This window comes from Streptomyces sp. NPDC002690 (assembly GCF_053592415.1).
Genome location: NZ_JBSFVR010000648.1, coordinates 1 through 2,243 on the forward strand (window position 1 = coordinate 1; position 2,243 = coordinate 2,243).

Sequence of the window (2,243 nt, forward strand, 5' to 3'; positions counted from 1 at the left end):
GGCTGCCCGACATGGACGGGGTCGAGGTCATCAGGGGACTCCGGGGCTGGACCCGGGTCCCGATCCTGGTCCTCTCCGCCCGGCCCCCGTGTGAGTGGCTGCCGGTGGAGCCTGCCGGGCTCCCGTACCTCCGCCCGCTCTGATGGAGGGCGTGACCCTCGACCGGCCGATGTACCGCGCCAAGCGCCGCCTCCTCGGTGAGCCCCTCACCACCGAGTCCATCGGCCGGGAGAAGCTCGGCAACCGGACGGCGCTGGGCGTCCTCGCCTCCGACTGCATCAGTTCGTCCGCGTACGGCTCCGAGGAGATGCTCCGTGTGCTGGTGCCCGTCGTCGGAGTCGCCGCCTTCACTCTGCTGGTGCCGCTGACCGGTGCGATCCTGCTGGTGCTCTTCCTCCTGACGCTCTGTTACAGCGACGTGGTCACCCTCTACACCCGGGCCGGCGGCTCCTACGTGGTCGCCCGGGAGAACTTCGGACCGGACGTCGCGCAGGTCGCCGCCGTGGCACTGCTGGTCGACTACATCGTCACCGTCGCCGTCCAGGTCTCGGCCGGAACCAACGCGCTGATCTCGCTCGCCCACCTCGCCGGCGACGACTGGACGGGCCTGGACCACCTCCAACTTCCCGTCTCCGTGGGGGTGATCGTCCTGCTCGCGTACGGAAACCTGCGCGGAATCCGTGAGGCGGGCCGGATGTTCGCCCTGCCCGCCTACCTCTTCATGACCGCCGTCGGCCTCGTCCTGGTCGTGGCGGCCGTGCGCGGCCTCACCGGCGGGCTGCCGCACGCCGACCTGAAGGCCGCCGGGGTCGTCCCGCTGGGCACTCCCGGCGACGGATGGCTCTACGGCGCCCCGCTCTTCATCGTGCTCCGGTCCTTCGCCAACGGCGGCTCGTCCCTCACCGGCCTGGAAGCGATCTCGAACGGTATCTCCGCCTTCCGCGAACCGCAGGGCCGCAACGCCAGACGCACCCTCATCACCATGAGCTGCGTCCTCGCCGTCCTCGTCCTCGGTGTCTCCACCCTGGCGCACTACACCCACGCCGTCCCGTACACCGACGGAACACCGACCGTCATCGCACAGGAGGCGCATCTCGCCTTCGGCGACGGCGCGCTGGGAACGGCCGGGCTGGTCTTCGTCCAGCTGGCGACCGCACTGGTCCTCTACACCGGAGCCAACACCCCGTTCACCGGCTTCCCCTTCCTGGCCAGTTTCGTGGCCCAGGACCGGTTCCTGCCGAGGGTGCTGACCCGGCGGGGACACCGGCTCGCCTTCTCCAACGGCATCATCGCCCTCGCCGTGATCTCCCTGGCGCTGCTGCTCGCCACCGGCGCCAGCGTGGACCGACTGGTGGCTCTGTACGCGATCGGTGTGTTCACCGCCTTCACCATGGCGGGAGCCGGTCTCACCGCGTACCACCTGCGGCGGCGCGAGCCACTGCGCCTGACGAAGATCACGGTCAACGCGCTCGCGGCTGTCATCTCCGCGGCGGTGGTGCTGATCTTCGCGATCACCAAGTTCACCGAGGGGGCCTGGCTGGTCGTGGTGATCTTCCCGCTCGGAGTGTGGGTACTGATGCGGATCAACCGCGAGTACCGGCGCGAGGCCGCCGTACTGCAACGCCTGCCCACCGGGACGGACCGGCCCCGGGTACGACGCCACCAGGTGTTCGTCCTCGTCGACTCACTGGATCTCGCCACGCTGAAGGCCCTGCGGTACGCCCACGAACTGCGGCCGGACGAGACCCGGGCGGTGCACTTCGCGATCGACGAGACCCGCGCACGGCACCTGTCCGAGGTCTGGGAATCGACCGCCGCGACCTCGGTGGCGCTGGAACTGGTGGCCTGCCCGGACCGCAGGCTGCGCCACGCGATGCGGGAACTCGCCGTCCGTACCACCGGGGACGGCGAGACCTCGCTGACGGTGCTCGTGCCCCGGCGGCTGTACGCCAACGCCCTGGGCAAGGTGCTCCACCGGGGCACCGGCGAGGCGATGGCGAAGGCGCTGGGCAACCTCCCGCACGTCGCGGTCACGATCCTGCCCTTCGACGTCTCGCGTGCCCTGCGGCAGCTGGAGTCCGGCCGCACGCCCCCGATGGACTGACCACACCACAGGGTGGAGCACCGGGCCGGTCCTTCCCGCCGGACGCGCAAAACGGGGCAGATGACGGAACGTCGGGTACATCACCATGTGACGAGCATCACGCCAGAGGGAGTCGGGCGCTCCGAACAGCTCACCGATA

The 2,243-nt window shown here is 70.2% G+C and carries 1 protein-coding gene and 1 pseudogene; both read left to right on the forward strand.

The genetic code is table 11. From position 1 onward, the window contains the following. Nucleotides 1–83: pseudogene (locus ACWD3D_RS36315) on the forward strand (DNA-binding response regulator); the annotation flags it as partial. An 86-nt stretch (nucleotides 84–169) separates the two neighbouring features. Further along, nucleotides 170–2,104 (forward strand): APC family permease, encoded by a 1,935-nt coding sequence (locus ACWD3D_RS36320; RefSeq protein WP_451464924.1) that lies wholly within the window; start codon nucleotides 170–172, stop codon nucleotides 2,102–2,104. Nucleotides 2,105–2,243 lie beyond the last annotated feature (139 nt).